This is a genomic window from Streptomyces sp. NPDC020192 (genome assembly GCF_044388685.1).
Classification (GTDB): domain Bacteria; phylum Actinomycetota; class Actinomycetes; order Streptomycetales; family Streptomycetaceae; genus Streptomyces.
In genome coordinates, this window is sequence record NZ_JBIRXG010000056.1 from 1 (window position 1) to 21,427 (window position 21,427).

28 protein-coding genes are annotated in these 21,427 nt (G+C 70.3%); 20 read left to right on the forward strand and 8 right to left on the reverse strand.

All coding sequences use genetic code 11. The features are described from left to right. Nucleotides 1-311 precede the first annotated feature (311 nt). From ACH47Z_RS44285 to ACH47Z_RS44310, 6 genes are read left to right on the forward strand one after another with little or no spacing between them, the layout of a single operon-like run. Nucleotides 312-794 carry a Fur family transcriptional regulator gene (locus tag ACH47Z_RS44285; RefSeq protein WP_399085379.1) on the forward strand — a complete coding sequence of 161 codons (483 nt, stop codon included), beginning with the start codon at nucleotides 312-314 and terminating at the stop codon, nucleotides 792-794. Between the two features lie 8 nt (nucleotides 795-802). Next, entirely contained in the window at nucleotides 803-1,012 is a 210-nt protein-coding gene (locus tag ACH47Z_RS44290) for a hypothetical protein (RefSeq protein WP_399085382.1), read from the forward strand. Between the two features lie 9 nt (nucleotides 1,013-1,021). Beyond that, a complete protein-coding gene (locus tag ACH47Z_RS44295) occupies nucleotides 1,022-2,044 on the forward strand; it encodes a CobW family GTP-binding protein (protein WP_399085385.1) in 1,023 nt (340 codons plus the stop codon). Continuing rightward, nucleotides 2,041-3,066: a WD40 repeat domain-containing protein gene (locus ACH47Z_RS44300; protein ID WP_399085388.1), complete on the forward strand. Its 1,026-nt coding sequence runs from the start codon at nucleotides 2,041-2,043 to the stop codon at nucleotides 3,064-3,066. The genes ACH47Z_RS44295 and ACH47Z_RS44300 overlap by 4 nt, the downstream gene beginning before the upstream one ends. Then, on the forward strand, nucleotides 3,063-3,464 hold the full coding sequence (locus tag ACH47Z_RS44305; RefSeq protein ID WP_399085391.1) for a (2Fe-2S) ferredoxin domain-containing protein: 402 nt from the start codon (nucleotides 3,063-3,065) through the stop codon (nucleotides 3,462-3,464). The genes ACH47Z_RS44300 and ACH47Z_RS44305 overlap by 4 nt, the downstream gene beginning before the upstream one ends. After that, on the forward strand, nucleotides 3,451-3,819 hold the full coding sequence (locus tag ACH47Z_RS44310) for an ArsR/SmtB family transcription factor (RefSeq protein WP_399085394.1): 369 nt from the start codon (nucleotides 3,451-3,453) through the stop codon (nucleotides 3,817-3,819). The genes ACH47Z_RS44305 and ACH47Z_RS44310 overlap by 14 nt, the downstream gene beginning before the upstream one ends. On the opposite strand, the gene ACH47Z_RS44315 is transcribed toward ACH47Z_RS44310, so the two are convergent. Continuing rightward, entirely contained in the window at nucleotides 3,812-3,958 is a 147-nt protein-coding gene (locus tag ACH47Z_RS44315) for a hypothetical protein (protein ID WP_399085397.1), read from the reverse strand. The genes ACH47Z_RS44310 and ACH47Z_RS44315 overlap by 8 nt on opposite strands. Before the next feature lie 402 nt (nucleotides 3,959-4,360). Between ACH47Z_RS44315 and ACH47Z_RS44320 the strand changes: the two genes are divergently transcribed. The 7 genes from ACH47Z_RS44320 to ACH47Z_RS44350 all read left to right on the forward strand — a co-directional run bounded on the left by ACH47Z_RS44320 (nucleotide 4,361) and on the right by ACH47Z_RS44350 (nucleotide 10,238). Further along, a complete protein-coding gene (locus ACH47Z_RS44320; RefSeq protein ID WP_399085400.1) occupies nucleotides 4,361-5,320 on the forward strand; it encodes an adenylyl-sulfate kinase in 960 nt (319 codons plus the stop codon). Between the two features lie 51 nt (nucleotides 5,321-5,371). Next, on the forward strand, nucleotides 5,372-5,764 hold the full coding sequence (locus tag ACH47Z_RS44325; protein ID WP_399085403.1) for an SCO5389 family protein: 393 nt from the start codon (nucleotides 5,372-5,374) through the stop codon (nucleotides 5,762-5,764). 315 nt (nucleotides 5,765-6,079) lie between these two features. Next, nucleotides 6,080-7,051 (forward strand): metal ABC transporter solute-binding protein, Zn/Mn family, encoded by a 972-nt coding sequence (locus ACH47Z_RS44330; protein ID WP_399085406.1) that lies wholly within the window; start codon nucleotides 6,080-6,082, stop codon nucleotides 7,049-7,051. A 9-nt stretch (nucleotides 7,052-7,060) separates the two neighbouring features. Next, the gene (locus ACH47Z_RS44335) at nucleotides 7,061-8,002 is read left to right on the forward strand and encodes a metal ABC transporter ATP-binding protein (protein WP_399085409.1); all 942 of its coding nucleotides are present in this window, start codon (nucleotides 7,061-7,063) and stop codon (nucleotides 8,000-8,002) included. Beyond that, a complete protein-coding gene (locus ACH47Z_RS44340; RefSeq protein ID WP_399085412.1) occupies nucleotides 7,989-8,900 on the forward strand; it encodes a metal ABC transporter permease in 912 nt (303 codons plus the stop codon). Before ACH47Z_RS44335 ends, ACH47Z_RS44340 begins: the two co-directional genes overlap by 14 nt. Continuing rightward, a complete protein-coding gene (locus ACH47Z_RS44345; protein ID WP_399085415.1) occupies nucleotides 8,897-9,766 on the forward strand; it encodes a metal ABC transporter permease in 870 nt (289 codons plus the stop codon). The genes ACH47Z_RS44340 and ACH47Z_RS44345 overlap by 4 nt, the downstream gene beginning before the upstream one ends. Nucleotides 9,767-9,779: 13 nt before the next feature. Continuing rightward, nucleotides 9,780-10,238, forward strand: a complete 459-nt coding sequence (locus ACH47Z_RS44350) for a Fur family transcriptional regulator (RefSeq protein WP_399085418.1) — start codon at nucleotides 9,780-9,782, stop codon at nucleotides 10,236-10,238. A 33-nt stretch (nucleotides 10,239-10,271) separates the two neighbouring features. Here ACH47Z_RS44350 and ACH47Z_RS44355 read toward each other — a convergent pair whose 3' ends face one another. Continuing rightward, nucleotides 10,272-10,994 (reverse strand): cation transporter, encoded by a 723-nt coding sequence (locus ACH47Z_RS44355; RefSeq protein WP_399085421.1) that lies wholly within the window; start codon nucleotides 10,992-10,994, stop codon nucleotides 10,272-10,274. Between the two features lie 2 nt (nucleotides 10,995-10,996). Continuing rightward, nucleotides 10,997-11,332 carry a helix-turn-helix transcriptional regulator gene (locus ACH47Z_RS44360; RefSeq protein WP_225095840.1) on the reverse strand — a complete coding sequence of 112 codons (336 nt, stop codon included), beginning with the start codon at nucleotides 11,330-11,332 and terminating at the stop codon, nucleotides 10,997-10,999. A gap of 113 nt (nucleotides 11,333-11,445) precedes the next feature. Here ACH47Z_RS44360 and rpmF point away from each other — a divergent pair, with 113 nt between their 5' ends. The 4 genes from rpmF to infA all read left to right on the forward strand — a co-directional run bounded on the left by rpmF (nucleotide 11,446) and on the right by infA (nucleotide 14,142). Continuing rightward, nucleotides 11,446-11,616, forward strand: coding sequence for a 50S ribosomal protein L32 (gene rpmF / locus ACH47Z_RS44365; RefSeq protein ID WP_351204455.1), 171 nt, complete (start codon nucleotides 11,446-11,448; stop codon nucleotides 11,614-11,616). A gap of 6 nt (nucleotides 11,617-11,622) precedes the next feature. Beyond that, entirely contained in the window at nucleotides 11,623-12,804 is a 1,182-nt protein-coding gene (locus ACH47Z_RS44370) for a GTP-binding protein (RefSeq protein WP_399085426.1), read from the forward strand. 250 nt (nucleotides 12,805-13,054) lie between these two features. Next, nucleotides 13,055-13,852 carry a GNAT family N-acetyltransferase gene (locus ACH47Z_RS44375; RefSeq protein ID WP_399085430.1) on the forward strand — a complete coding sequence of 266 codons (798 nt, stop codon included), beginning with the start codon at nucleotides 13,055-13,057 and terminating at the stop codon, nucleotides 13,850-13,852. Between the two features lie 65 nt (nucleotides 13,853-13,917). Continuing rightward, nucleotides 13,918-14,142: a translation initiation factor IF-1 gene (gene infA / locus ACH47Z_RS44380; RefSeq protein WP_161297572.1), complete on the forward strand. Its 225-nt coding sequence runs from the start codon at nucleotides 13,918-13,920 to the stop codon at nucleotides 14,140-14,142. 23 nt (nucleotides 14,143-14,165) lie between these two features. Here infA and rpsR read toward each other — a convergent pair whose 3' ends face one another. Genes rpsR through rpmG form a run of 4 tightly spaced genes read right to left on the reverse strand, consistent with a single transcriptional unit; the run spans nucleotide 14,166 to nucleotide 16,022 of the window. Beyond that, nucleotides 14,166-14,408 (reverse strand): 30S ribosomal protein S18, encoded by a 243-nt coding sequence (gene rpsR / locus ACH47Z_RS44385; RefSeq protein ID WP_399085433.1) that lies wholly within the window; start codon nucleotides 14,406-14,408, stop codon nucleotides 14,166-14,168. 20 nt (nucleotides 14,409-14,428) lie between these two features. Then, a complete protein-coding gene (locus ACH47Z_RS44390; protein ID WP_399085436.1) occupies nucleotides 14,429-15,598 on the reverse strand; it encodes a CobW family GTP-binding protein in 1,170 nt (389 codons plus the stop codon). Next, nucleotides 15,595-15,852, reverse strand: a complete 258-nt coding sequence (locus ACH47Z_RS44395) for a type B 50S ribosomal protein L31 (protein WP_399085440.1) — start codon at nucleotides 15,850-15,852, stop codon at nucleotides 15,595-15,597. Before ACH47Z_RS44395 ends, ACH47Z_RS44390 begins: the two co-directional genes overlap by 4 nt. Nucleotides 15,853-15,857: 5 nt before the next feature. Continuing rightward, complete coding sequence (rpmG, locus tag ACH47Z_RS44400; protein ID WP_017949758.1) at nucleotides 15,858-16,022, reverse strand: 50S ribosomal protein L33; 165 nt, start codon at nucleotides 16,020-16,022, stop codon at nucleotides 15,858-15,860. Between the two features lie 82 nt (nucleotides 16,023-16,104). Here rpmG and rpmB point away from each other — a divergent pair, with 82 nt between their 5' ends. Together rpmB and rpsN are read left to right on the forward strand one after the other, a co-directional pair. Continuing rightward, nucleotides 16,105-16,341 (forward strand): 50S ribosomal protein L28, encoded by a 237-nt coding sequence (rpmB, locus tag ACH47Z_RS44405; protein ID WP_020937821.1) that lies wholly within the window; start codon nucleotides 16,105-16,107, stop codon nucleotides 16,339-16,341. Continuing rightward, nucleotides 16,341-16,646, forward strand: coding sequence for a 30S ribosomal protein S14 (gene rpsN, locus ACH47Z_RS44410; RefSeq protein ID WP_351204439.1), 306 nt, complete (start codon nucleotides 16,341-16,343; stop codon nucleotides 16,644-16,646). Before rpmB ends, rpsN begins: the two co-directional genes overlap by 1 nt. A 200-nt stretch (nucleotides 16,647-16,846) precedes the next feature. Here the strand turns inward: rpsN and ACH47Z_RS44415 are convergent, their stop codons facing one another. Then, nucleotides 16,847-18,916 carry a putative Ig domain-containing protein gene (locus tag ACH47Z_RS44415; protein ID WP_399085445.1) on the reverse strand — a complete coding sequence of 690 codons (2,070 nt, stop codon included), beginning with the start codon at nucleotides 18,914-18,916 and terminating at the stop codon, nucleotides 16,847-16,849. A gap of 675 nt (nucleotides 18,917-19,591) precedes the next feature. Here ACH47Z_RS44415 and ACH47Z_RS44420 point away from each other — a divergent pair. After that, the gene (locus ACH47Z_RS44420; protein WP_399085448.1) at nucleotides 19,592-21,166 is read left to right on the forward strand and encodes a YibE/F family protein; all 1,575 of its coding nucleotides are present in this window, start codon (nucleotides 19,592-19,594) and stop codon (nucleotides 21,164-21,166) included. Nucleotides 21,167-21,427: the final 261 nt, after the last annotated feature.

The following is a 21,427-nucleotide window of genomic DNA, read 5'->3' on the forward strand; positions in this document are numbered from 1 at the left end:
CCAGCGTCAGGGGCAAGACGGATTTCCTGGCTAGCGAGCGCACAAGGTCATTATCGACACGGGCCGGGAATCCGGGAGGTGCTTCACCGGGAGGCTCCCGTCACAATCCACCGTTCCAAAGGCACTGGTCTGACAGCCCACACCCGCAAGGACCTGCCGTCCGATTGCCCCGGCAGCACTGCTGAACCAGGTGTCGTCAACCAAGCCGCACATGACTGGGCGTTCATATGGACATGGATTTCATTTCCATCTACGGTGGAGCGTGCCGACCCGGCACGAGCCACAGGGGGTGATGCGCCATGGGCGGCCGGATGACCCGACAGCGCAAGGCCGTCACGCACGTACTCGCGGGCTGCCAGGACTTCGTGTCGGCCCAGGACTTGTACGCCCTTCTGGTGGCCGGCGACCACGCGATCGGCCTGACCACCGTCTACCGCGCCCTGCGCGAGCTGGAGGCGGACGGCGGTGTGGACGTCGTACGCGACGAGACCGGCGGGCGGCTGTACCGGCTGCGCCCGGCCGACGGGCACCGCCACTACCTGATGTGCCGCGGCTGCGGCCGCAGCCGGACGGTGGACTCCGAGGTTGTGGAGGAGTGGGCGGGCCGGATCGCCGCCGCGACCGGCTTCACCGCGGTGGAGCACACCGTCGAACTCACCGGCGTCTGCGCCGACTGTCTGCCCCACACCGACGGAGGCCGGCCGTCCGGGGACGGAGAGGGAGGAGAGGAACAGCCATGCCACTGGGATCGCGGCCCGGGCCTCCGGGGCCCAGTCCGCAGCTGCGCAAGCTGAAGGAGACCGTGCGTGCCCTGCTCGGTCTCGACGACGACACCGCCGTCATGATCCGCCAGCTCGCCTGCACCGAACCGGGCTGCCCGCCATTGGAAACGGTCGTCGTCGTGCTGCCGATGGAGGGCGACGCCCGCCGCTGGACGCTGCACCGCCCCGCCGACCAGATCACCGAGGACGACCTGCGGGCCGCCCTCCTCGCCGCTGAACAGCACGACTAGGAGACCGACTTGACCACCCCCGTAACCGAAGAGCCGTGCGATGAGCGTGTGCCCGTCACCGTCCTGACCGGCTTCCTCGGCTCCGGCAAGACCACCCTCCTCAACCGCATCCTCACCGAGAACCACGGCATGAGGATCGCGGTCATCGAGAACGAGTTCGGCGAGGTCGGCATCGACGACGCCCTCGTCCTCGACGCCGAGGAAGAGATCTTCGAGATGAACAACGGCTGCATCTGCTGCACCGTGCGCGGAGATCTCATCCGCATCCTGGGCGCGCTGATGCGGCGCCGCGAGAAGTTCGACCACATCCTCATCGAGACCACCGGACTGGCCGACCCCGCGCCCGTCGCGCAGACCTTCTTCATGGACGACGAGATCGCCGCCCAGCTGCGGCTGGACGCCATCGTCACCCTCGTCGACGCCGCCCATGTGCTCCAGCACCTGGACGAGGTCAAGCCGGAGGGCGTGGAGAACGAGGCCGTCGAGCAGATCGCCTTCGCCGACCGGGTCGTCCTCAACAAGACCGACCTGGCCGACGAGGAGACCATCGGACAGGTCGTGCGCCGCATCCGGGCCATCAACGGCGGAGTGCGGATCATCCCCGCACAGCACGCACGCATCAATCTCCACGAAGTCCTGGACGTGGGCGCGTTCGACCTGGAGCGGGTGCTCGCCGACGACCCCGCCTTCCTCACCGAGACCGAGCACCAGCACGACACCACCGTCACCTCGGTCGGCATCGAGCTGACCGGGGAGCTGGACGAGGACCGGCTCAACGCCTGGCTCGGCCAGTTGCTGCGCACCAAGGGCGTCGACCTCTTCCGCTCCAAGGGCATCCTGGCCATCACCGGAGCGCCCAAGCAGTACGTCTTCCAGGGCGTCCACATGCTGCTGGACGGCACCTTCGGACGCGACTGGCGCGAGGGCGAACCCCGCACGAACAAGCTGGTGTTCATCGGCCGCAACCTCGACCGCGAGGCCCTTGAACGCGGCTTCGCCGACTGCCTGGCCACGGCGGGAGCGGCCGCGTGAGTACGACGGTTCAGTCCCCGCTCGCCTGGGAGGCCGGCGTCGACGACGCACCCGTCGCGCTGAGTGCGCGGGGTGATCTGGTCGCCGTCGCCGGGGCCGAGGGGACCGTGAAGGTCCTCGACGCGGCGATGGGCGCCGAGATCGAGGCGTTCGACCTTCCCGGAGGCGCACTCGCGGTCGCGCTCTCCCCGGATGCCGGGCACGTGGTGGCGACCGGCCCCCTGGGGTACGCCCTGTGGCGCCGCTCCGACGGGCGTACGACGGTGCGGGAGTCCGGTGCCTGGTCGGCCGCCGCCGCCTGGGCCGACAGCACCCGGGTCGCGGTCGCCTCCGGCCGCCGCGCGCTCGTACTCGACACGGACGGCGACGAGTTGTGGCGCACGGAACCCGCCGCGTCCACCGTCACCGACCTCGCCTGGATGCGGCAGGGACGGCGCCTGGCCGTGGCGGCGTACGGCGCCGTGCGCTGCCACGAACGGCACACCGAGAAACCGGTCGCCACCTACCCCTACGTAGGCTCCCACCTCGCACTCGCCGTCGCACCCACGGGGAGGTGGATCTGCAGCGGCAACCAGGACGCCTCCATCCATATCTGGCGTGCCCGCGACGGCGGCGAGCTGACCATGTCGGGCTATCCGGAGAAGGTCTCCCGCCTCGCCTTCGACGACACCGGCTTCTGGCTGGCCGCCGACGGCGCACCCGACGTGACCGTCTGGGACTTCTCCGGCAAGGGCCCGGAGGGCACGGCACCGCGCTCCCTGCGCTGCCACGAGACGGTCACCGCGCTCACCTGGCGTCCGGGCACGGCCGGGCACCTCGCCAGCGGCGGCGCCGACGGCACCGTAGCCCTGTGGCACGCAACCGCCGGGCGGCCACAGTCGCGCCTGCGCCCGGTGCGCCAACTGGACGGCACAGGCGCGGCGGTCGCGGCGCTGGCCTGGGCGGACCCCCATCTGCTGGCCGTCGCCTGGCGGGACGGCCGGATCCAGACGTACGGCGTGCCGTCCCGGACCGCGCTGTGAACCGGTCTGTGATCCGGGCGGCCGCTCCCCGCCCCTGCACGCTCGTCGTGTGCCGGGGCTGCTGCTGTGGCAACCCGCGCAAGCACCCCGGCACCGACCACGCCTGGCAACTGGACCGGCTGCGCGCCGGCGCGGCGGAACACGGCTTCCGCCTCCGTACGACGGACTGCCTCGGCCCCTGCGACCAGGCCAACGTCATCGTCGTCCAGCCCTCCACCGCCGGGCGCCGGGCCGGAGGCCGCGCCGTCTGGGTCGGCTTCGCCATGGACGACGACAGCACCGACGACCTGCTGCGCTGGGCAGCCCAAGGCGGACCCGGCATCGCCGAACCGCCCGCCGCCCTGGCCCTCCAGCTCATCCGCCCACCGCGCGAGGCCCGCGCCCGTGCACGCCGATGACCTCGAGCCGGGCGGCCGCGACGTCCTCGCGGCCGCCCGGCTCGACGAAGCCACCGCCGCCTCCGTCGCCACCACGCTCCAGGCCCTGGCCACACCGTCCCGCCTGCTGATCCTCACCGCCCTGCGGCAACGGCCCTACCCGGTCGGCGAACTCGCCGCCGCCGTCGGCATGGAACAGTCCGCCGTCTCCCACCAACTGCGCCTGCTGCGCGCCCTGGGCCTGGTCACCGGCCGTCGCGACGGCCGTCGCATCGTCTACAGCCTCTACGACGACCACGTCGCCCAGCTCCTCGACCAGGCCGTCCACCACATCGAGCACCTCCGCCTCGGCGTACGCGACCAGCCCGTCAATTGAGGTCGGCGACCTGCTGGGGCGCCGGGGCCGCGCGGAGCCGGTCCGGCAATGTGCCGTCGTCGGGCATGCCGGCCCGCAGCCACGCCCCGACCGCCTCGACGTCGGTTTCTGTCACCAGCGGGCCGAGGCGTACCACCATCCCAGTGGGCCTGCGGTCGATCCCGCAGGGCTGCACAGCGCCGTGCAGCCCGCGGCCGCCTTGGCAATGCAGCACCTTCCCAGGCAACCGGTGGAGACCATCACCGCGTGCGGGCACTCACGGACCGCGTGACGCAGCCCGTTCATGGCCCCTCCCCTCGCGGCGGCAGGGCATGAGCCGCAGACGGCAAGGGTGAAAGGGCGGCTCTGACGGTCGCCGGCGGTATCGCTCATCTCCGTGTTTCCTCCGTATGAGTGAAAGAGATCCCCTGCTGGCCGCTGCGCGGGCCCAACCCGCCGCAGCGGCCAACAAGTTGTCGCACCGGGGATTTGACAGCACCTGGCCGCACCACCAGCCTATGCTCATGACATCCATTTTCAATAGAGGGGTGGGCGGTTAGCCATGCGTGTTGCCTTCGTCGGCAAGGGCGGCAGCGGCAAGACGACCCTGTCGGCCCTCTTCTCCCGTCACCTGGCGCACTCGGGTGCGCCGGTCGTCGCGATCGACGGCGACATCAACCAGCACCTGGCCCACGCCCTGGGTCTCAACGAGGACGAGTTCTTCGCCGCCCCGCCGCTCAGCGCGCGCACCGGCGAGATCAAGGACTACCTGCGGGGCACCAATCCGCGGATCCCGTCCCGCGAGGCCATGGTCAAGACAACCCCGCCCGGACGCGGCTCCCGGCTGCTGCGGCTGCTCGGCGACGACGAGATCCACGGCCACCACGTCCAAGAGGTCGGCGGCGTACCGCTCATGGTGACCGGCGCCTTCGACGAGAGCGACCTCGGAGTGGCCTGCTACCACTCCAAGCTCGGCGCGGTCGAGCTGTACCTGAACCACCTCGTGGACGGCCCCGGCGAGTACGTCGTCGTCGACATGACCGCCGGCGCCGACGCCTTCGCCTCCGGCCTGTTCACCCGCTTCGACATGACGTTCCTGGTCGTCGAGCCGACCCGCAAGAGCGTCTCGGTGTACCGCCAGTACCGCGATCACGCGGCCGAGTTCGGCATCCCGATCGCCGTCGTCGGCAACAAGGTCACCGGCGAGGACGACCTGCTCTTCCTCAAGGAGCACGTCGGCGACGATCTGCTCGCGCACTGCGCGCAGTCCCCCTACGTGCGCGCGCAAGAACAGGGCCGCGGCCACGGCGAGCTGGAGCCGCACAACACCCGCACCCTGGACCTGCTGCGCGCGGCCGTGGACGCCCGCCCCAAGGACTGGGCGGCCTTCCAGACGCACGCCGTGGACTTCCACCTGCGCAACGCCGCCGCCTGGGCCGACGAGGCCACCGGCCAGGACCTCGCCACTCAGGTCGACCCGGACTTCCGGCACGGCCCCGCATCACTGACCGCCTTCGCCTGACCCCCACTCCCCAAGACCAGAACCCAGAGCAAGAGAACAGGACAGCCCTTCATGTCACTCGACGTCTCCCCGCAGCTCCTCGCCGAAGCCGAGAACGGCGAGGTGCAGGAGCAGGACTTCGTGGAAACGGTGCGCACCTCCCTGCCGTACGCCTACGACCTCATCGCCCGCCTCGCGGAGGAACTGCGCTCCGGCACCGCGGAGTTCGCCGACAACCAGACCCCGCCGCCCTCCGAGACAGAGCGCGGCCAGCTGCTGCGCGCCCTGTCCAGCGACGCCATCCGGAGCAGCCTGGAACGCCACTTCGGCATCGCCCTCGCCTTCCAGAACTGCCACCGCGTCGCCGCCTTCCACCCCGAGGCACGCGGCGGCGACACCCACACCCGCTTCACCTCGCTCCGGGCGCAGATCCTCAACCAGTCGCCGGAGTTCCGCGACTGCTGAACCACTGGCCGCTCGCGACCGCCGCCTGCCGGAACCGGCGTTCGGCAGTCAGGCCGCCCACGTCGCCCCCTTGGCGGCCGTCGCCCATCCAGGACACCCGGTCCTCGTGAGCGACGGCCGCCAAGGCTTGTCCCGACGGCATCCGCCGCACCCCCTCCCTGCGCAGCCCCGGAGCAGTCGCACGCCCGGTCAAAAGATGGCAACGGTTTTCATCTGGCATTGATCTGAAAATCATTTCCATCTAGCGTCGAAGGTGTCGCCACGCAGCCGGCGCGTGTCCGTAGCGCGCCCGGCATCGCCCGAAGGAGCTCCCGCATGTCCACCGCCCCCGCCTCCCGTTCCGCCCGGCCGACCGCGAGGATCGCACTGGTCACCGCGACGGCCGCCCTGACGGCCGTGACGGCGACCGCCTGCTCGACCTCCTCCTCGCACACCACCGACACCGCCGCGACCGGCAGCGGCTCGGGGAAGTCGATCCAGGTGGTGGCGGCGGAGAACTTCTGGGGCAGCATCGCCTCCCAGCTCGGCGGCAGCCACGTGAAGGTGACCAGCATCATCACCAACCCGGACACCGACCCGCACGCCTACGAGCCGACGGCGGGCGACGCCCGCACCGTGGCCGGCGCCCAGTACACGATCGTCAACGGCATCGGCTACGACGCCTGGGCCGACAAGCTGCTGGCCGCCAACCCCGGCAGCGGGCGCACCGAGCTGAAGGTCGGCGACCTGGTCGGCGTCAAGCCGGGCGGCAACCCGCACCGCTGGTACTCCCCGGCCGACGTCCACCAGGTCATCGAGAAGATCACGGCCGACTACAAGAAGATCGACCCGGCCGACGCGGCGTACTTCGACCAGCAGAAGACGACCTTCGAGACGAAGACGCTCGCCGGCTACAACAAGCTCATCTCCGACATCAAGGCGAAGTACGCGGGCACGCCGATCGGCGCTTCCGAGTCCATCGTCACGCCGCTCGCCGAGGGCCTGGGGCTGAAGATGCTCACCCCGGAGACGTTCCTGGACGCGATGAGCGAGGGCTCCGACCCCACGGCCAAGGACAAGGCCACCATCGACCAGCAGATCAAGAACAAGCAGATCAAGATCTACGTCTACAACTCCCAGAACTCCACGCCGGACGTGCAGGCGCAGGTAAAGGACGCCAAGGCGCAGGGCATCCCGGTCGCCACGGTGACCGAGACCCTCACCCCCGCCGGGGCCTCCTTCCAGCAGTGGCAGACCACCCAACTGCAGGGCATCGAGCAGGCCCTGGCCAAGGCCACCGGGAAGTGAACTGAAGCCATGAACCCGATAGCGAAGGCCCGCGATGCCGTCACACACACCAGCGGCCACACCGTTCCCAGCCGCCGAAGCGGGGGGCACGACACGGCCACAGGAGCCGGAAGCGATCCGGTGGTCGCCCTGCGCGGGGCCGCCGTGCGGGTCGGCGGCCGGACGCTGTGGTCGGGGGTGGACCTTCGCATCGGGGCCGGCGAGTTCACCGCCGTGCTCGGCCCCAACGGCGTCGGCAAGTCCACCATGATCAAGGTCCTGCTCGGCGCCCTGCCCGCGGCGGCCGGCGAGGTTCGGGTGCTCGGCGCCCGGCCCGGGCAGGCCAACGACCGCATCGGCTACCTGCCGCAGCGCCGCAGCTTCGACGCCACCCTGCGCATCCGCGGCATCGATGTGGTGCGCATGGGCCTGGACGGCGACCGCTGGGGAGTACCGCTGCCGTTCCCGAGCGAGCGTCGGCGGGCCGCCCGCGCGCGGGTGGACGAGGTGATCGAGCTGGTCGGGGCGACGGCGTACGCGCACCGGCCCATCGGGCAGTGTTCCGGCGGCGAGCAGCAGCGCCTGCTGATCGCCCAGGCCCTGGTCCGCAAGCCCGAACTGCTCCTGCTCGACGAGCCCTTGGACAGCCTCGACCTGCCCAACCAGAGCGCCGTCGCCGCCCTGATCGGGCGCATCTGCCACGAGGAAGGCGTCTCGGTGGTCATGGTCGCCCATGACGTGAATCCGATACTCCACCACCTGGACCGGGTCGTGTACCTGGCCGAGGGCGGCGCCGCCACCGGCACCCCGACCGAGGTCATCACCTCCGGGACACTGACCCGGCTGTACGGCACACCGGTCGAAGTACTGCGGACCTCGGACGGCCGGCTGGTCGTCGTGGGCCAGCCGGAGCCGCCCGCGGTGCACACCGACCGGCACGACACCCCGGGGACCGGTCATGACGCTCGCTGAGACGGCGGCACCGGTCTGGTCGTGGAACCTCCTGGCCGACTTCCAGGAGATGTGGTCGTACCCGTTCATGGTGAATGCGTTCCGCGCGGGCGCGGTCGTGGCCGTGGTCTCCGCGGTCGTGGGGTGGTTCGTGGTGCTGCGGCGGCAGACGTTCGCCGCGCACACCGTCTCCGCGGTCGCCTTCCCCGGCGCCGCCGGGGCGCTGCTGCTCGGGTTCAGCGCGGTCTACGGCTACTTCACGCTGTGCGTGGCCGCCGCGCTGGTCATCGCGGCCCTGCGCGGCGGCGGTGAGCACGAGGAGTCGGCGCTGACCGGGACGGTGCAGGCGTTCCTGCTCGCGTCCGGGTTCCTGTTCACCGCCCTGTACAGAGGGCTGCTGGAGGGACCGCAGACCATCCTCTTCGGCACCTTCCTGGGCATCACCTCCTCCCAGGTGACCGTGCTGACGGTGGTCGGCGCGGTGGTACTCGCGGTGCTCGCGCTGATTGGACGGCCGCTGCTGTTCGCCTCCGTCGACCCGCAGGTCGCCGCCGGGCGCGGGGTACCGGTCCGCGCCCTGTCGGTGGTCTTCCTCGTCCTGCTCGGCGCGGCCACCGCCGAGGCGAGCCAGATCACCGGGACCCTCCTGGTCTTCGCCCTCATGGTGATCCCGGCCGCCACCGCGCAAGTCCTCACCGCCCGCCCGGCGTTGAGTCTGGCCCTGGCCGTCCTGCTGGCCTTCGCCGCGACCTGGCTCGGGCTGACCGCCGCTTACTACTCCCCCTACCCCTTGGGCTTCTTCGTGACGACCATCGCCTTCGCCGGGTACCTGCTCGCGCTGGGCCGGCGCTCGCTGCGCGAGGTACTCAGCCGCACCCGAGCCGGGGCCACGCCCGCTGCCAGGGAGGTGGTCGCATGACCGTCCTGCTCGCCGCCTCCCCGTTGTCCCACCCGTTCTTCCTGCACGCCTTCCTCGCCGGTACCGCCATCGCCGCGGCCTGCGGACTGGTCGGCTACTTCCTGGTGCTGCGGGCCCAGGTCTTCACCGGCGACGCGCTCAGCCACGTCGCCTTCACCGGTGCGATGGCCGCTCTCGCCTTCGGCGCCGACCTTCGCCTCGGGCTGTTCGCCGCCACCATCGCCATGGCGCTGCTCTTCGGCACCCTCGGCCGCAAGGCCCGGCCCGACGACGTGGTCATCGGGAGCGTCTTCTCCTGGATCCTGGGCCTGGGCGCGTTCTTCATCACCCTCTACACCACCTCGCGCAGCACCACGAACGGCACCGCCGGGGTGAGTGTGCTGTTCGGCTCCATCTTCGGCATCTCCTCCGGCAGCGCGGCCATCGCCGCTCTGGTGGCCGCGGGGGTCGGCCTGCTGGTGGTCCTCATCGCCCGGCCGCTGCTGTTCGCCACGCTCGACGAGGCCGTGGCCGCGGCTCGTGGGGTACCGGTCCGGCTGCTCGGATACGGCTTCCTCGCCCTGGCCGGGGTCAGCGCCGCCGAGGCCACCCAGGCGGTCGGTTCCCTGCTCCTGCTCGGCCTGCTCGCCGCTCCCGCGGGCGCCGCGATCCGGCTCACCGACCGCCCCTACCGTGCGCTCGCCCTCTCCGCCGGCCTGGCGGTGCTGGAGATGTGGGCGGGGCTGTTCGCCTCGTACGCGGTGCCGAGGATGCCGCCCAGTTTCGCCATCATGGCCGCCGCCACGGCCGTATACGCCGCCACCTTCCTGATACGACGCCCGGTTCCCGGTCCCCGAACGCACACCGCCGTCCCCACCGGCACATGAGCGAAGGCACCCGATGGCACCCGACCGCCAGTGCACCCCCACCCCGTCGCACGACGTCACGCTGATCGGCCGCCTCACCCAGCAACGCACTGTCGTGGTCGAGGCGCTCATCCGGGCCGAGGGCTTCGTCGGCGCCCAGGCCCTCCACAACCAGCTCGCCGCTGCCGGCTCACCGGTCGGCCTCTCCACGGTCTACCGCACGCTGGCCGGCCTGGCCGGCGTCGGCCGGGCCGACATGGTGCGCGACACCAGCGGTGAACGCCTCTTCCGCTACCGCCCGGGACCCGAACACCGCCACTACCTCCTCTGCACCGAATGCGGCCTGAGCCGCCCCGTCGACTCCGGTCCGGTGGAGGAGTGGGCCGACACCATCGCGCAGACCTCCGGGTTCGCGAACGTCCGGCACACGGTGGAGTTGTCCGGGGTGTGCCCGGACTGCGGCCGACGGCAGGCGGCGGACCAGCCCCGGTGAACCCCGGCACCACTTCCTCCGGATTGGTCTCCGTCAAGGGCAGCAGTCGCACCCCGAAGCACAGCCGCAGGCATCCGTCTTCCGCCCGGGCGCGCCTGGTGCAACGGCCGTCAGCACCGCACAACACCCCTCCCCACACCACGCGTCGCGCCCTTCCTTCACCGCGACCGCGGCGATGACCAGGGCCGCCAGCGGATCGGCCCACGACCAGCCGGACACGGCATTGACGACCAGGCCCACCAGCAGCACCGCCGACAAATAGGTGCACAGCAGGGTCTGCTTGGAGTCGGCCACGGCCGACGCGGAGCCGAGTTCCCGTCCGGCGCGGCGCTGGGCCGCCGACAGCACCGGCATGACCACGAGCGAAAGGGCAGCCAGCACGATCCCGGGCAGGGAGCGCGTGGCCTCACCTGTACCGGTCAGGGACCGTACGGCATCGACGGTGACGTAGGCGGCGAGCGCGAAGAACGACAGTGCGATGATCCGCAACGCGGTCTTCTCCCTGGCGGCGCGCACCGCGTGCTCGCGGGCGGAGAACTGCCAGGCGACGGTGGCAGCCGAGGAGACCTCGATGACGGAGTCGAGGCCGAAGCCGATCAGCGCGGTGGACGAAGCCAGGGTCCCCGCCGTAAGGGCGACGGCCGCCTCGACGGCGTTGTAGCTGATCGTCGCGGCGACCAGCAGCCGTATCCGCCGGGCAAGTGCGCCGCGCCTGGCCGGGTCGGGGCCGAGGGACAGGGATGTCTCTGCGCTCATGGTCAGCAGCACCCCTTGTCGTCTGCATCAACGCACGTGCGGTCGCCCTCGACGGCGACCACGGCGGTGCGCAGATCGTCGAGCGCGTGGCCGAGGCGCTCGTCGGCGAGTTCGTAGCGGGTGCGTCGGCCGTCGGGGACGGTGACGACCAGGCCGCAGTCACGCAGGCATGCCAGGTGGTTCGACAGCCTGGTGCGCGAGACGTCCAGCGCGTCGGCAAGGTCGGCGGGATAGGCGGGTGCCTCCCGCAGGGTGAGCAGGATGCGGCAGCGGATCGGATCGGCGAGCGCCCGGCCAAACCGAACGAGGACCTCGATGTCGGAGGCAACAGTCAGCACACCGTCGACGATACAAAGATTCCTGAATTCAGGGAAGCGTGAACTACAGCCACTTCGTAATGGTGTTCATTTTCATGTAGCCTCTACTCGCCACCCCACCGAGGAGGACTCCCATGGCTGTTCCCAAGCGGAAGATGTCCCGCAGCAACACCCGCCACCGCCGTGCCCAGTGGAAGGCGAGCACGCCGGCGCTCGTGCCGGTCACCGTCGACGGAGTGTCATACCTGGTGCCTCAGCGGCTGGTGAAGGCGTACGAGCGCGGGCTGCTGCGCCCCGAGGGCTGAGTGTTGATGACGTCCGCCCCCGCCGGCCGCCTGCCCGTCACCGTCCTGTCCGGATTCCTCGGCGCGGGCAAGACCACCCTCCTCAACCACGTCCTCGGCAACCGCGAGGGACTGCGTGTCGCGGTGATCGTCAACGACATGAGCGAGGTCAACATCGACGCCGCCCTGGTGCGGGGCGGCGAGGCGGCCCTGTCGCGTACCGAGGAACGCCTGGTCGAGATGACCAACGGCTGCATCTGCTGCACCCTGCGCGACGACCTGCTTCAGGAGGTCGACCGGCTGGCCCGCGAGGGCCGCTTCGACTACCTGCTCATCGAGTCGTCCGGCATCTCCGAACCCATGCCGGTCGCCGCGACCTTCGCCTTCGCCCGCGACGACGGCGCCACCCTCGGCGACCTCGCCCGCCTGGACACCATGGTCACGGTCGTGGACGCCGCGAACTTCCTGCCCGAGCTGGCAAGCGGCGACGAACTCGTCGAGCGCGGCCTGGACCAGTACGAGGACGACGAACGCACCGTCAGCGACCTGCTGATGGACCAGATCGAGTTCGCCGACGTCATCGTCCTCAACAAGCTCGACCTTGTCGACGAGGAGTCCGCCGACCGCCTGCGGGCGACGCTCACCCGCCTCAACCCGGCCGCGCGTCTCGTCCCGGCCGTCCACGGCCGCGTGAAGGCGAGCGACGTGCTGGGCACCCGGCTGTTCGACCTGGAACGCGCCCAACAGGCCCCCGGCTGGGTGCGGGAGCTCAACGGCGACCACGTACCCGAGACGGAGGAGTACGGCATCTCCTCAACCGTCTTCCGCTCCGAACTGCCCTTCCATCCGAACCGGTTGTGGACGTTCGTGACCGAGGAACTCGACAGCGGCGCATACGGACAGATCCTGCGCTCCAAGGGCTTCTTCACCCTCGCCAGCCGCCCGCACGTGACGGGCCTGTGGTCACAGGCCGGCTCCGTCGCACGCTTCGAGCCCTCCGCTGCACGCGCCACCGACAGCCCGGACGCCCAGGAACTGGTCTTCATCGGCACGCACCTGCACGCGGACGCACTGCACGCGGCACTGACCGACTGCCTCATGGCCGACGGCGAGAGCCTGCCGCCCACGGACCCGTTCCCCACCTGGGACACCTACGGCATCGACGACACCTGCGAGCATGAGCATCCCGAACTCGTGGCGGGCCCCTGAGGGCCCCGGGCCGGGCGGCGAACACAGCCACGGCGCCGCCCGGCCCGGTATGGCCACCAAGAGCTCCGGATAAATGCGTTGGGCTGACCGGCCCCCGCTGATAACGTCTGGGCAGCCGTGAGAGAACGCGAGGAGGTGAGACCCATGAAGGCTGTATCCATGTGGGTGCTCCCCCATGTCGTCACGGTGGGCGATTGACGTAGGTGTCGCCGGGAGCGCCTCAACAAGGCACTCCTGAAAGGCAACACCTATGAACTTTGTGCATTCCACTCCGGGCACGGACAACCATCCGGTCGTGGTCACTCGGGTCTCGGACACGCAGTGGCACGCCGTGGAGGACGACCTGACGGTCGGCCGCGGCGTCGCTTCGCGTCGGCCCGACGGGCGGCTCTTCGTCAGCATCGACGCGTGGCACGGCGCGGTCTTCGACCGCATTGCCGACGCGATGCTGGCGGACCTGCCGACACCGCTGTACACCGTCGTCGACGAGACCGACCACGACTCGAGGTCCGCCTGGGAGCGGGCCGGCTTCGCCACCGCACGCCGCGAGTGGGGCTATCTCGTGCCCACCGACCCGCAGATCACCGGGCTCGGCTCGATCCGGCCCCCGTCAGACGTGACGATCGTGCCCGCCGGTGAGGCGGACGAGGGCCCGCTGCGCGCCCTGGACCGCCTCATCCGCGACGAGGTCGAGGCCACCGTCGGATGGCAGACGATGCCGGCCGAGGTGCTGCCACGCCCGGCGGGCACCACCCTGCTCGACCCATCGAAGTACGCGGTGGCGCGGCACGTGGACCAGTACGTGGGACTCATCCGGGTGGCACCGCTGACCCGCCAGCCACGGATCGGGCTGATCGCGGTCCGGGCCGACAGACACCGCCGCGGCATCGCCCGGACGCTGCTGGCCCACGCGCTGGGTTCGCTGCACCACTCCGGGACCGCTTCGGCATGGGCCGAGGTGAACGAGTCCAACGCGGCGGCCACCGCCCTGTTCGAGAGCATCGGTGCCCGGCGCGCGGCCGGCACCCTGGAGCTCGTCCGCCGCTGACGCTCCGCCACATCGCATCGAGCGAAGCCGAATACACCCTCGCAGAACGAAGGAAGTGAGAGACCATGACCAAGACAGCAGGCGGCGTAGAAGCCGAAGGCACCGTCATCGAGTGCCTGCGCAATGCCACCTTCAAGGTGGAGCTCCAGAACGGGCACACGGTGCTCGCCCACATCAGCGGGAAGATCCGGAAGAACCGCATCAAGATCCTCCCGTACGACCGGGTGCTCGTGGAACTCAGCCCCTACGACCTCACCCGCGGCCGGATCCGCTATCGGTACAGGGCGTAACGGAAGGCGCGGCGCCCATCGCCCTATCGGGAGCTGTAGGGCAGGAGCGCCATCTCGCGTGCGTTCTTGATGGCCTGCGCTATCTGCCGCTGCTGCTGACGCGTCACGTGGGTCACCCGACGGCTGCGGATCTTGCCGCGGTCGGAGATGAACTTCCGCAGCAAGTCGGTGTCCTTGTAGTCGATGTAGGTGATTCCGGCGGCGTCCAGCGGGTTGGTGCGCTGACGCTTGGCAGTCTGACGCCGGATGCTGGTGCGTCGGGGCATGGTGAGGTCGGTCCTCTCCTTCAGGTCACGGGGTCGAGCAAGTCGTCGAAGGCGTGCGGGAGTTGCTTCCAGCGGTCCCTGCCCGCCGCGTACTCGTCGTCGGTGAGCAGACATGAGTCGAGCAGGGCCGACAGGCCGTCCCTGTCCAGGCCGGGCGAGGTGAAGGTGAGGTACTGGCAGCGGTCGCCGTGTTCCGGGTGCCAGTCCACGGAGGCGGCGAGACGGCGCTCGGCGGGCACCATCTCCCAGGCGGCGTCGGGCAGAGCTGCCAGCCAGGGGCCGGCCGACTCCACGCACAGCGCGCCGCCGGCGGCGTCCCAGGACAGCAGGGCGTCGGGGCGGTCCGCCAGCCAGAACCGCCCCCGGCTGCGCGCGGCGGCGCAGGTCAGGTCCTCAAGCGCCGCGTACAGGCGCTGCGGATGGAAGGGCCGTTCGTGCCGCCAGACGAAGGTGCTCACACCGTGCTCGTCGCACGACTGCGGCAGCAGCGCGCACGCAGGATGCACACGGGCGGCGGCCGCTGCCACGTCGAAGCCCGCCAACAGCGCTGCCCCCAGGGCACCGTCGCTCTCCACCCGCACGCTTCGTGCGCCTGGTGTGAGCTGGGCAAGCAGCGCGTGGTCGGTGTCGTCGGCGACCTCGTCGCAGGAATCGTCGTCACCGAGGGCGATCACCGTGGGGTACTCCAGCTGCCGGGCGAAGGTGTCGGCGACCGTGCGCTGGTCGGTCGGCGCGGCGGCGAGGCCGACGTCGGCCAGGTCGTCGCCGTTGGACAGGTACGGCAGGACGAGTGCGGGGTCGACCGCGGTGGCGACCCCGGTCAGGGCCAGCGGTGCGCCCGCGGCGGCGATGACTCCGGCCATGGCCTGGGGCTCGACGGAGTCCCACAGTTCCACGACGGCCAGCCGGTACCTTCCCTCCCCCGCGACCCGCAGCAGTTCGGGGACGAGATCCTCGCGCAGCGCGCAGCACGCGCAGTCGTTCACCAGGGGTGTGTCGCCACTGCCCAGCAGGCCGTGGGCGTCGCGCACCGTCCGGTGCACCGCGCTGTCGACGGCGGACGTCAGGTCGTGGTGCAGTGCGACCGAGCCGGGGACCGTACGCAGGATCTGCTCTACGGCGGCCCGGCGGGCGTCGGCGTGCAACCCGGCGACGATCGCCACCGGCAGCCGCGCCTCGTCCCGGTTCACGGCTTGCTCCGTCCATGTCCGTACCGGCGCTCGAAGCGCTCGACCCGCCCCGCGGTGTCCAGGACCCGCTGGGTGCCGGTGTAGAAGGGGTGGCTCGCCGAGGAGATCTCGACGTCGATGACCGGGTAGGTGTTGCCGTCCTCCCATTCGATGGCCTTGTCGCTCGTGGCCGTGGACCGGGTGAGGAAGGCGTAGTCGGCGGCCCGGTCACGGAAGACGACCGGGCGGTACTCGGGGTGGATTCCGGGCTTCACGGCTCTCAGCGCTCCTCACGGAAGTCGACGTGGCGGCCGGCGACCGGGTCGTACTTGCGCAGGGTGAGCCGGTCGGGGTCGTTACGTCGGTTCTTGCGGGTCACGTAGGTGTAGCCGGTGCCGGCGGTGGACCTCAGCTTGATGATCGGGCGCAGTTCGTTACGGGCCATGGACAGCACCATACAAGAGATTGGTTTTCATTTTCATCTGACGCTAGTGTGCTGCTGCATCCGCCCCCAAGGAGGAACAGCCATGTCCGCCCACTGCCAACTCACCGGCCGACAGCCCGGCTTCGGCCACCACATCTCCCACTCGCACCGGCGCAGCAAGCGCCGCTTCGACCCCAACATCCAGAGCAAGCGCTACTGGCTGCCGAGCGAAGGCCGCCACGTCCGACTCACCCTCTCCGCCAAGGGCATCAAGACGGTCGACACGATCGGCATCGAGGCCGCGGTGGCCCGCATCCGCGCCCGTGGTGGGAAGGTCTGATGGCGAAGAAGAGCAAGATCGCGAAGAACGAGCAGCGGCGCCTCATCGTGGCCCGATACGCCGCGCGCCGCGCCGCACTGAAGGCGATCATCGCGTTCCCCGGAAGCTCCGACGAGGACCGCGCCGCCGCCCAGCGGGAACTGCGCCGGCATCCCCGCGACGCCAGCGCCACCCGCCTGCGCAACCGCGACTCCGTGGACGGCCGCCCCCGCGGCTACCTGCGCGCCTTCGGCCTGTCCCGCATCCGCGTACGCGAGATGGCCCACGCGGGCGAGCTCCCTGGCGTGACCAACAGCAGTTGGTAACCCGGCACGCCAGGGGCTCACAACGGGCGCGTCAGCGACGCAGCCCGAATCTGTGCCCGGTTCCGAACGCGCCTTCCGCCACTCTCAACGGCGGGCGGGCGGCGGCACCCGCTCGTGGCGTTCTGCCACGAGCAGGTGGGTACGGCCTACCCCGCACGCGGAGGGCTTCCGCGTGCGGGACCCGGGGCCGTACCGGAAGATCAGCCGGTCGTCAGGGCGGTGTCGTCCACGACGAAGCTGGTCTGCAGCGAGGAGTCCTCCACGCCGTTGAACTTCAGGGTGACCGTCTGGCCCGCGAACGAGGACAGGTCGAAGGTCTTCTGCGCGTACCCGGAGTTGTGGTTGAGGTTCGAGTACGTCGCCAGGGTGGTCGAACCGGCGGTCACGGTCAGCTTGTCGTACGCGGTGCTGGTGGTGGTCTCCGCGGTGTCGATGTGCAGGTAGAAGGTGAGGGTGGCCTTGCAGCCGGCCGGGATCGTCACCGACTGGGACAGGGTGTCGGTGTGCGAGGAGCCATAGCCGTCGAGCCAGGCGTAGTACGAGCCGCTGTGGGCCGCCTCACCGGTGTCGTTGGTGATGACACCACTGGTGGCGCTCCAGCCGGTGCTGCCCGACTCGAAGCCCGGGTTGGCCAGCAACTGGGCGGAGGTGCAGCCGCCGCCACCGCCGCCACCGACGGTCCAGGTGAAGGAGGTCGAGCCGGAGGCGCCGGTGGAGTCGGTCGCGGTGACCGTGACCTGGTAGGTGCCCGCAGTGGACGCCGTACCGGAGATCAGGCCGGTGGAGCCGTTGATCGACAGGCCCGTCGGCAGGCCCGTGGCGCTGTAGGTGAGGGCCGCGCCCGCGCTGTCGGTGGCCTTGATCTGCAGGCTGACCGAGCTTCCGGTGGTGGTCGACTGGCTGCCGGGGTTGGTGACGGTCACCGTGTTGCCACCGGTGGAGCCGGAGGTGAAGGCGGCGGTGCCGTTCGGGGTGCCCCAGCCGGTCGGGCCGTCGTAGCCGGTGCCCGCGGTGCAGAAGTACGACGGGGAGCAGCTGCCGTTGTTGCCGCTGGTGACGTCGTACAGGTTGGAGGTGTGGGAGTACGGGTACTTCGCCGGGTAGTCGCTCGCGCCCGGGGTGCCCGCGAGGGCGTAGACCGAGGCGATGATCGGCGAGCTGGCGCTGGTGCCGCCGTAGACCGCCCAGCCTGAGCCGCCGAAGGTGTCGTAGACCGCCACGCCGGTGGCCGGGTCGGCGACCGCGGAGACGTCGGCCTCCATGCGCTTGGAGCAGCCGGTGTCGGTCTGCCAGCTCGGCTTCGGGTCGTAGGCCGAGCAGCCGGAGCCGGTGCCCTCGGTGGAGCTGGTGTGCCACACCGACTCGCTCCAGCCACGGGAGTTGGAGGCGGTGGTGAGCGCGGTGCCGCCGACGGCGGTCACGTACTGGGAGGTCGCCGGGTACTCGGCGCCGTAGGCGGAGTCACCGGAGGAGACAGTGATGGCGACGCCCGGGTGCTTGAAGTACGAGGTGTCGTTGCTGGTCTGGGAGGAGTCCTCGGATCCGCCCCAGCTGTTGGAGACGAACTTGGCGCCGAGTGCCACGGCCTCGTTCTCGGCGGCGCCGAGGTCGGCCATGCTCGCGGAGTTGGCCTCGACCAGGATGATGCTGCAGTTCGGGCAGACCGCGCTGACCATGTCGATGTCGAGCATCTCTTCGCCGGCCCAGCCGGTGTCGTTGGTCGGCAGCGAGGTGGTGGACCCGGTCTGGCTGACCTGCTTGAAGCAGCCGTTGGCCTTGGTGCAGGACGACAGGCCGTACGTGGAGCGGTAAGTGCCCAGGTCAGACTCGGCGTTGGGGTCGTTGTAGGCATCCACGATGCCGACCGTCATGCCCGAACCGGCCGCGGTGGGCAGGTTGTAGGCGCTGTGCAGGTTGGCCGGCGAGAGGCCGGAGGGCGCGGCGGCGAGGGCGGCGGCGAGCCGCTGCTTGATGTCGGTGCGGCGCTGGGCGAAACAGGACGCATGACCTGGCTCGGCGGTGGCGCACAGGTGCTGGGTCGGCACCTTCTGGCCGGCCTTGCCGGTCGAGTGGTAGGTCTGCCGCTCGGGGGCGGTCAGTGCCTTGTTGTTCTGCGTGACCTTGGAGGTCTGAGGCTGGGGCGCGGCAGGCTGGGCTCCGGCCGTCGGTGCGGCGGTGAATCCGGCGACGGTCAGAGCGAGGGCGGGGAAGGCGACGGCGACGAGTCTGCGCAGACTCCGTCTCCGCCCGCTCGGGTGTGACTCACGCATGGGGTACTGCCTCCGGTTGACGTGGGGTATCGCACTGGATGGGCAGGCCCGTGATTGCGCGTAGCGGCGGTGGAACCGCGCAGTCAGGAGCATGACACTCACAGCGTCCTGCACAACAGGTGAGCGTGACATGACAGGACGCGAGGGGAACGTAGACCGGAACGGGTCCTACCGGGCAGTACCGGGCCGAATTCTTTGCTTCTCCATAGAATGCGGTTGGCCCCCTCATGGGGGGCCACGCGTGCTGGCCAGGGGTTGGTCCCTCTGCTGATCAGCCTGAACTCCCCTCCAGGACCGCACAGCAACCGCAAGCGTTCCTTTCACCGTTGCCCAGCGCCCTGCGACACCCTCGACGAGCCACATAACGTCAGCCGGCCGCGCACCGCCGCGCCGCCTCGGGCCACCTGCGTTGGGAACGCACCGCAAGGGCTCTCAGCCGCGTAGAGGAGCCGTGCTCCTCCAATGGCGACCAGAGTTTCGCGGCACGCACTCCGGGGGCGGTGCGGAAGATGCGGCCGGTGAGGAGGTTCATGATCCAGGCACAGGGAGCAGAACGCTCGATCTTCTGGGGCTGCTCGGGCTGAGTCCACGCCACAGCCGTTCCCGTACTCTTCCTCAGAGCCGCCGCGCAGGACCGGCTCCGGAGGGGGCACGGACAACCGCGAGGGAGACGGCATGGGAACCGCTGACCGGCAGAGTGCCGGAGACTGGAACCGGGTCGGCGACCCGCCCCGCCCCAGAGATGGTCGTGCGAGCGAGTACGGCCACGACTACGGGTACGGGAATCCTCCTGAATCGATACCTCACCCCGGCTACGGTCCCGGTGCCGGCGCGGGCTACCTCCCCTCCAAAGAGATTGGCCACGGGCACACACCAGTGACCAGTGCCGGACACGGCTCCGGTCACGGCCCCGGAGCGAGCGCCGACCGTCACGGACAGGCGCACACCCACGGACACAGCCACGGCCCCGCCGCTCCGGTCTCCAGGCACCTGCGCAAGGTCATCGCGGCGATCCTGATCCCCTTCACCGCCGCCGTCGTGGTGGGGCTCGTCGTGCTGTGGCCAGGCGGAGCCCCGCCGCACAAACGCACCGGTGTCGGCTTCGACCAGCAGACCCAGCAGGCCACGGTCACCAAGGTCGTCGAGGTGAGCTGTAAGTCGGTGAACGCCTCCGGCGAGACCCCCACCGGCGACACCTCCACCGCCGAGGGCAACTCGGCGCAGCAGGAGGCGAACGGCACCTGCCACAAGGCCACGATCCGGATCGACACCGGCAAGGACAAGGGACGCACGTTCACCGAGATCGTGCAGCCCGACCAGGCACGACAGCTGCACCAGGGCGAGAAGGTCGTCACTGCCTACGAACCGTCCGCGCCCAAGGACCTGCAGTACTCGGTCACCGACGTCAACCGCCGATTCCCCATGGGCCTGCTCGCCGGCATCTTCGCGCTCGCCGTCGTGGTGGTGGGCCGACTGCGGGGCGTGATGGCGCTGGTCGCGCTGGCCATCAGCTTCCTGGTGCTGAACTTCTTCGTCCTGCCCGCGGTCCTGCAGGGCTCGAACCCGTTGCTCGTGGCGGTGGTCGGGTCGAGCGCCATCATGCTGATCGCCCTGTACATGTGCCACGGCCTGTCGGCCCGCACCTCGGTCGCGGTACTCGGCACCCTGCTCTCGCTGGCGCTGATCGGCATCCTGGGCTCGGCGTTCATCGGCTGGGCCGCCCTCACCGGCAACACCGACGACAGCACCGGCCTGATCCACGGCCTCTATCCGAAGCTCGACATGAGCGGTCTCCTGCTCGCCGGCGTCATCATCGGCTCCCTCGGCGTGCTCGACGACGTCACCGTGACCCAGACATCGGCCGTCTGGGAACTGCACGAAGCCAACCCCACGATGGGCTGGCGCGGCCTGTACCGGGCGGGCATCCGCATCGGCCGCGACCACATCGCCTCCGTGGTCAACACCCTCGTCCTCGCCTACGCCGGCGCCGCACTGCCCCTCCTGCTCCTCTTCTCCATCGCCCAGAGCGGCGTGGCCACGGTCGCCAACAGCGAGCTGGTCGCCGAAGAGATCGTGCGCACCCTGGTCGGCTCGATCGGCCTGGTCGCCTCCGTACCGGTCACCACGCTCCTCGCCGCCCTGGTCGTCTCGGCGGACCGGCCCGGTCCGCAGACGGACACAGCCACAGCGGCCGGACTGGCTACGGGCCGAGCACCTGCCGGCCGGGGCGGACGTCGGCGGAAGCGGTAAGTGCGAACGCCCCAAGGCGCGCCTACGACTGCACTTCTCCGGTCTCCGCCCTCGAATCCACGACAGATTCAGGCATCACGACGCACTCCATACTTTGTACCCGCCCAGGGCCCGAAAACAGGTTGAGCAGATCTACCGGATCCATGAATGCACAGGTCAGAGCCCGTTTGCCGCAGGCTCCAGAATGGCGATGCACTGTCGAGATCGAAAGGCTACGACCTGGTGCGCCGCGGGGGCTCCACTGCCGCATGCTGCTGAGAG